This window comes from Candidatus Cardinium sp. cBcalN2 (assembly GCF_022810445.1).
Classification (GTDB): domain Bacteria; phylum Bacteroidota; class Bacteroidia; order Cytophagales; family Amoebophilaceae; genus Cardinium.
The window spans coordinates 1-7,025 of sequence record NZ_JAACGD010000001.1 but is presented as its reverse complement, the minus strand read 5'-3'; the positions used below and the strand labels follow the sequence as shown (position 1 = coordinate 7,025).

The 7,025-nt window shown below is 37.5% G+C and carries 7 protein-coding genes; 5 read left to right on the top strand and 2 right to left on the bottom strand.

The window, feature by feature from the left end; all coding sequences use genetic code 11:
- Positions 1 to 235: 235 nt before the first annotated feature.
- Entirely contained in the window at positions 236 to 607 is a 372-nt protein-coding gene (locus MUW74_RS00035; RefSeq protein ID WP_243518179.1) for a phage holin family protein, read from the bottom strand.
- 119 nt (positions 608 to 726) lie between these two features.
- Positions 727 to 1,455: a rhomboid family intramembrane serine protease gene (locus MUW74_RS00030; protein ID WP_243552995.1), complete on the bottom strand. Its 729-nt coding sequence runs from the start codon at positions 1,453 to 1,455 to the stop codon at positions 727 to 729.
- A 625-nt stretch (positions 1,456 to 2,080) separates the two neighbouring features.
- Between MUW74_RS00030 and MUW74_RS00025 the strand changes: the two genes are divergently transcribed.
- From MUW74_RS00025 to rpsJ, 5 genes are all read left to right on the top strand, one after another.
- Positions 2,081 to 3,013, top strand: a complete 933-nt coding sequence (locus MUW74_RS00025; protein ID WP_243518192.1) for a hypothetical protein — start codon at positions 2,081 to 2,083, stop codon at positions 3,011 to 3,013.
- Between the two features lie 185 nt (positions 3,014 to 3,198).
- A complete protein-coding gene (gene rpsL, locus MUW74_RS00020; RefSeq protein WP_243017992.1) occupies positions 3,199 to 3,576 on the top strand; it encodes a 30S ribosomal protein S12 in 378 nt (125 codons plus the stop codon).
- 31 nt (positions 3,577 to 3,607) lie between these two features.
- A complete protein-coding gene (gene rpsG / locus MUW74_RS00015) occupies positions 3,608 to 4,078 on the top strand; it encodes a 30S ribosomal protein S7 (protein ID WP_243017993.1) in 471 nt (156 codons plus the stop codon).
- On the top strand, positions 4,079 to 6,220 hold the full coding sequence (gene fusA / locus MUW74_RS00010; RefSeq protein ID WP_243518189.1) for an elongation factor G: 2,142 nt from the start codon (positions 4,079 to 4,081) through the stop codon (positions 6,218 to 6,220). It begins immediately after the preceding gene.
- Positions 6,221 to 6,244: 24 nt separating this feature from the next.
- Positions 6,245 to 6,550, top strand: a complete 306-nt coding sequence (gene rpsJ, locus MUW74_RS00005) for a 30S ribosomal protein S10 (protein WP_243518186.1) — start codon at positions 6,245 to 6,247, stop codon at positions 6,548 to 6,550.
- The last annotated feature ends 475 nt before the right edge of the window (positions 6,551 to 7,025 follow it).

Genomic DNA, 7,025 nt, shown 5'->3' with positions numbered 1-7,025 from the left:
AAAAACAGAATCCACCCTGCGACATCCATTGAAGCTGTTTTTCTATGTCAGCTATAAGGGGCGCTTTCTGATCGCAACTATTTTACAAGGGGCGTTTTTTATATATTATTATATATAATAATCAATTAAATATACCCCTTAAGTTGACGCCATTGGGTGAACGGAAACGAAAAAAGGGGTATACAAAATCTTTTTTTACCAAAGTCTTGGACAGATATCTATATGCTATGCTATTCTACTGCAGATCCGTAAATTCTTCCTGTTCTTTTTCTTGGTTATTGATTTGGTTACGTAGCCTAAATATTATGAGTGTAACTATTAAAAAGCAAAAGATTGAAACGATAAAAAAACCAAGATAAACACTAGCAAAAATCGCATTCAACCAACAAGCTAATCCATGTAATAAGAAACGTAATCCCAAGCTAAATAATATAAAAGCCAGCGCAACCATAAAAAAGAGCCGAATGATCTTTTTGGCTTGTGCTTTAAGGTTATGCTGCAAGCTATAGAAAAAAATAGTCAGCTTTTCTCTGACTATTTCTACCATGCAAGCTATGCCCAATAGCTTACCGACTATTTTTATAATTCTAAAAAGTATGCTATTCATCTAAATTAAAAATAAAACTTAATTTGTGCCTATTAAGCCCCCTATCGGGGCCGATACGCAATTTAGCGCTGACTGGAAGAGATAACTTAACCTTACCAAGTGCCTTGCTCAGCAAATGGTTACTTTTTAGTAACCGTAACCGACATTTTTGTTCTACTTCTACGAACACCATGTACACTAAAAAAAGAAGGATTAATGTCTAGATCGTTCTTACAGAGCCTGGCATAAAGATATCCGGACAGTGCACCACCCAATTGTGCCAAGTAATAACCCGCATCTTGTGTGGGTAAATGCACAAGAGCTATTACCAGTAAAGTAATCGCAACATAACGTAGTGGTAAAGAGAAAAAGAAGCAATATAACTTTAAGCTAGGCATCAAAACACAAACTGCAATCATTATAGCATAAATAGGCGCTGAAGGACCGGTAAGGCTGTCGGCAACGCCCTTGAAAGGGGGCGAAAACTGGTATAGTGTAAAAAAAAGCATTGCCCCCACTATTTGTCCTAAAAAATAGAGCCGTAAGATATGCTTTGAGCGTGTAATAGCCCGAATTTTTTGACCAAAAATGTATAGTATAAAAATATCCCAGAACAAATCTACAAAACCTTTATGGATAAAAGAGTAAGTGATAAAGGCCCAGGGTCGTTCCAATAACAATGGATAAAGAGAAGGAAAAGTCAATTGCCCATAAAGCCATGGAATCTGATTTTCATAACCACAGATATAACATCCAGTATTAAACAAAAAAAGCAACAAAAAGGTTAAAATATGGATTAAAATGAGTTGCATCAACCCATTACTAGACTGCTTAAATTGATTGCGAAGATAGGCGTAAACAATATGCATGATCAAAAAAATAATACAATTATCTTCTAAATTTAATATATTCTGCTGATAAAAGTTTTACTTAGGCAGGCTATTAGCCTATTTTTTTTCATCAAGAAGTGGACAAAAAATCAAGCCCTCCGTAAAAAGTTCCGGCAAGCGGCCCCTTACAGCTGGAAAACAGCATCGGCCCTTTGGGCTCCGATTTCAATTGTTTTTCTATTTCAGCTGTAAAGGGCCGCTTTCTGATCGCAACTATTTTACAAGAGGCGTTTTTTATTTTAACGGATACCATAGAAGTGAGTAGCAACCTCCTATTAGGTACTTGGCAATAAGGCGACTTTAGGTCACTTAAAATTAATTAAAGTCTGCATGATATAACTGAGCCTCTACTCTACAAAAATAATTCAATGATCAAAATATAAAGTAGGCTCCTAAGTCCTTATCTTCAAATAATCTAATGGATTTCTTGGTTTTATCCTAAAAATAAATTATAATTGCAAAATCTGCTCTTATGTATAGCCCTAAAGTCGCTCTAAAGCCTTGTGTAAATTAATAAATTATAAAGTAGTCTATAAATTTTTTATATTTACACCCTAATTTTTTAATATTTTTCAACTTCGTAAACCAAACCATAATTTTGATGATGAAGCCAAATAGCGCTAAAAAAATAGATACAAATAGCTACCAGTATAGCTTACAAAAATCAACTGAAAATAGCAAAAGTAAGCAGCAACAATTACCAGGTATTTTTTTATATCCATCTAGATTGGTTACGAGATGTGCTTTATCTATATTATTGTTGCCGTGGTTAATGGCTCTTAACCAATGTTTTAAGGCTCCTGGGGAACAGAAACCTACTGCTCCTCCTTATCCAAAAAAAGATCTTTTGAGCCAGTCTGACCCTCCTCCTGCTTATAAAGAATCTAATCAGTGCTATGAGGATGATGACCTAAATACTGAAATAAAACTGGAAACGGTTAGCAAAAAGAAACCAAAAACAAAGCAAGATGCAAAAAAGTATGCAAAAGATGCTTTAAGCATAGCTGAGAAAGAAATAGAGAATTGCAGAATATACATAGACTACTTCTTGCCTAAACTGGAATATAAACATTTACACTTACAAGAAGGGTTAGCTAGTCTACAGAAATTTCGTAATGCAATAACGGGTTCCTTGACTCGTTGGTGGCGTGGCAGAGATATAGAAACCCTTAAAAAACAATCCAATAGATATAATGCCAAAATACCTAATGAAAAAGAAAACTTAAAACTACATCTTCAATCAGTTAAAGATCACCTCTGTTATGCAGAGTTTTGCATTGAGGAAGCTCAACGCTTAGGGTCTCAGAAGGAACATTATGAACTAGACATAAAAAAGAAGCAGTTACAAAACCAACTAGACCAGGCTAATAAAGACAGTCAAGAAAGAGTTAAAAATCAGACTATCAAAGAGCAAAGGAAAGCTCAGCTACTAAAAGATTTCAAAAACTATCTTGACCATATAGGTTGGGAATCAGAACCCGAACTAAATAATCGCCATGCGAATCAAGTAATCATTCAACAAAATAAGCAAGATTAGTGCGTATTCAATGAATTGAATTTTTTTAGGAGCACTGTGGTAGGGGCTTGCTATCCACAAAAAGGAAGAAGTAAATTAAAAATGCCTTTTTTACTAATGTCGTGAAGAAATACTTAACTTTTGCTAACCATTAGATAATTATGTAAATTTACACACCTAATAAACCTAAAAATATTATTAAACAGATGTTAACCATACAACAGCTCGTAAAAAAAGGAAGAAAAAAAACTACTTCTGCATCAAAATCACCAGCTCTTTCATCCTGTCCGCAGCGGCGAGGTGTATGCATCAAAGTGTATACTATGAAACCAAGAAAGCCAAACTCTTCTATGAAAAAAGTAGCTAGGGTGCGTTTAACAACAGGTAAAGAGGTCAATACCTATATTCCTGGAGAAGGCCATAATTTACAAGAGCACTCTATTGTGTTGATTAGAGGGGGAGGGGTAAAAGATTTATCAGGTGTTAGTTACTCTGTTATCCGTGGTGTGTTGGATACCTCTGGTGTGAATGGAAGATGTCAAGCAAGATCCGTATATGGAGCCAAAAAACCTAAGAAAAAATAAGCCTTAAATTAATTTCAGTGAAAGGAATAACATGAGAAGAAAACAAGCTATAAAAAGGGTATTACCACCTGATTATAAATATGGCGATCCACTTGTGACCAGATTTGTAAATGGATTAATGCAACGGGGCAAAAAAAGCCTTGCGTTTAGTATTTTTTATGATACCATCGAATCAGTATCTCAGAAAACAAAAGAAGCAGGATTAGAAGTTTGGCGTAAAGCACTCCACAATGTAACCCCTACTTTAGAAGTCAAGCGTAGGCGTGTTGGGGGAGCCACCCTCCAAGTTCCGATTGAGATAAGGCCAGATAGAAGGGTATTTTTAGGCATGAAATGGCTCATTGATTATGCAAGATCCCGTGGAGAGAAAACTATGACAGAAAGGCTTACTAATGAAATTATTGCCGCTGCTAAAGAAGAAGGCGCTGCTTTCAAACGTAAGATAGATACCCATAAGATGGCTAGTTCAAATAGAGCCTTCTCACATTTTAACTTGAGATAAATGGCAAATGAGCTAAGCTTTTTAAGAAACATAGGCATCATGGCGCATATTGATGCTGGTAAAACCACCACTACTGAGCGCATTTTATATTATACAGGCCTAACCCATAAGATAGGTGAAGTCCATGATGGAGGGGCTGTAATGGATTGGATGGCCCAAGAGCAAGAACGTGGGATTACCATTACCTCGGCTGCCACTACTACATTTTGGAAATATCCTACTATACAGGGAAAAGCAAATGAAAAAACCCAAACCTACAAAGTCAACATCATCGATACACCTGGCCACGTCGATTTTACTGTGGAGGTAGAGCGCTCTTTGCGTGTTTTAGATGGTGCAGTGGCTTTATTTTGCGCTGTGTCTGGTGTAGAGCCTCAGTCTGAAACTGTTTGGCGTCAAGCCGATAAGTATAGAGTGCCTCGTATTTGTTTTGTTAACAAAATGGATAGGGCAGGTGCCAATTTTTTTAATGCCTTAAATGAAATCAAGGAAAAACTAGGAGCCAATCCTGTTCCATTGCAAATTCCTATTGGTAGTGAAGCTGCCTTTAAAGGGGTAGTAGATTTGATTACCAATGAAGCCATCATTTGGAATGAAGATGATTTAGGTATGACTTACCAGGTAGTCCCTATTCCTCAAGACTTAATGGAGACGGTTGGCCAGTGGCGTCAAAATCTGATTGAAAGTGTAGCTAGTTATGATGAAGCATTGATGGAGAAATTTTTTGATAATCCAGATACTATTACACCAGGTGAGGTCAGAGCTGCGATTCGAAAAGCAGTTATTGATCTTTCTTTTTCTCCTGTCCTTTGTGGTTCTGCTTTTAAAAATAAAGGTGTTCAAGCATTATTGGATGCAGCATGTGCCTACCTGCCTTCTCCACTAGATTTACCCCCAGTAGCCTGTACCCATCCAGATACAGGAGAAGTCGTGCTCAGGAAACCAGAAAATAATGAACCATTTACTGCATTAGCTTTTAAAATTGCCACCGATCCTTTTGTGGGTAGGCTTGCCTTTTTACGGGTCTATGCTGGCACATTAGATGCCGGATCTTATGTTCATAACAATAGAACGGGTAAAAAAGAACGGATTGCACGGCTTATGCAAATGCATGCCAATAAACAAAATCCGATTAACGCGGTGCAAGCAGGTGATATTTGCGCAGTAGTTGGCTTTAAAGAGATTAAAACAGGCGATACGCTCACTGGTGAAAAAGATAAAGCGATACTAGAAGCCATCATCTTTCCAGAGCCGGTAATTGGTTACTCGATTGAACCTAAAAAGCAAGCAGACCAAGATAAGTTAACCCTATCTATCGCCAAGCTGATGGAAGAGGATCCAACCTTACGGATGGAAACTGATCGTGAAACAGGCCAAACCATTCTCAAGGGCATGGGTGAATTACACCTAGAAATCATTATTGATCGACTTAGACGAGAATTCAAGCTTGAGCTCAACCAAGGTGCACCGCAAGTAGCCTACAAAGAGGCACTGACAGCCACAGTAGAGCATAAAGAAGTCTATAAGAAACAAACAGGCGGTAGGGGTAAGTTTGCAGATATCGTTTTTGAAATAGGGCCTAAAGCAATGGTTCAAGGAGAGCCTATTGAGCCAGGGTTAGAATTTGTCAATAAAATTATTGGGGGCGTTATCCCTAAAGAGTTTATTCCAGCGATTCAGAAAGGCTTTACAGCTGCTATGGAAAATGGTCCGCTGGCCAATTATCCTGTAGAATCGATGCGGGTTAAAATCTTTCATGGTTCTTATCATGACGTGGACTCAGATTCTTTATCTTTTGAATTATGTGCTAGAGCTGGGTTCAGAGCGGCGGCGCAGAAGGCCTCTCCTGTACTTTTAGAGCCTATTATGTCTGTAGAAGTAGCTACCCCTAATGAGTTTACAGGTCCCGTAACAGGCGACCTTAACAGAAGAAGAGGAATTATGAAAGGTATGAACAGTAAAGGTGGAACACAAATCGTGAAAGCAGATGTACCATTGGCAGAGCTATTTGGTTATGTTACAGATCTAAGAACCATTACTTCAGGTAGAGCCTCTGCATCATTAACTTTTTCGCATTATGAACCAGTTCCTAAAAACCTAGCAGAAGCTATTATTAATAAAGCAAAAGGTATAACGGTATAAGTAGAACAGATAGCAAACAATCATATGAATCAAAAAATTCGCATCAAACTTAAATCATTCGATGCTCTTCTTTTAGATAAATCGGCAGATAGCATCGTTAAGGCTGTAAAAGCTACTAAAACAGTAGTAAATGGCCCTATTCCCCTGCCATGTAAAAAAGAAATTTATACCGTATTGCGTTCTCCACACGTAAATAAAAAGTCACGGGAACAGTTTGAACTTTGTACCCATAAGCGATTAATAGATATTTACTCTAGTAGTTCAAAGGCAGTAGATGCATTAACCAAGTTAGAGTTGCCTAGTGGTGTAGAGGTTGAAATTAAAGTATAGGGTTGTTTAATGTTACCTTTTTCTTGATAAAAAAGAAGAAAAATCTATTTTATTGCAGCTGTGTTTATAAACTTTTAGCATGAGGCTATCAGTCTTCTATAAAGGAATGTAGCACACAGTAAAGCAAAAAACTATCTGTTTTTCAACGGGAAGATCATAAGCTCACCCCGCTATGCGGGCTTCAGACAGATGATGTTCTGATCCGCTTCTAAGAAACTAGATTTAATCAAGTTGTATCCATTCACTACTGTGGTAGCGCTACGCACGAAAATAAAAAATGCCCCTTGTAAAATAATTGCGATCAGCGATCATTCCTTGGAGCTGAAATAGAAAAACAGCTTTGTTTGAGCCCGCGTAGCGGGCGAGTTCTGTTTCTCCGTATCTGTTCCTGACACTGGTAAAAAATGAATTTTTTAGAGCTACTTTTTGCTTGATCAAAAAGTAGCCAAAAAATCAAGCGCTGATGAAAAAAGCT